Annotated in this window: 1 protein-coding gene; it reads right to left on the bottom strand. The window is 65.0% G+C overall.

Translation table 11 applies throughout. The features are described from left to right. A partial coding sequence (locus GNF10_RS37605) for a hydantoinase B/oxoprolinase family protein (protein ID WP_185607546.1) occupies positions 1-257 on the bottom strand: 257 nt, incomplete at both ends.

Here is a 257-nt window from a genome sequence, read left to right as displayed (position 1 = left end):
TCATATGCGTCTGCACGGCGGATGCGCCCGCAAAGCCCGGCCCCGCGCCCGATCCGCCGCAGATCGTCTCGTAATACTGGTAGCGCTCCGTCCCGAACGTGAAATTGTTCATCGTCCCCTGCGACGCCGCCAGCTTGCCCAGCGCGCCATAGAGCGCATCGACCACGACCATGCTTGTCTCGACATTGCCTGCAACCACGGCGGCCCCACGCTTCGGGTTCAGCAGCGACCCTTCCGGCACGATGATGTCGATGGGC

The organism is Nostoc sp. UCD121 (assembly GCF_014222285.1).
Taxonomy (GTDB): domain Bacteria; phylum Cyanobacteriota; class Cyanobacteriia; order Cyanobacteriales; family Nostocaceae; genus Nostoc.
The sequence above is the reverse complement of the archived record's forward strand: the minus strand, read 5'-3'. Positions and strand labels throughout refer to the sequence as shown.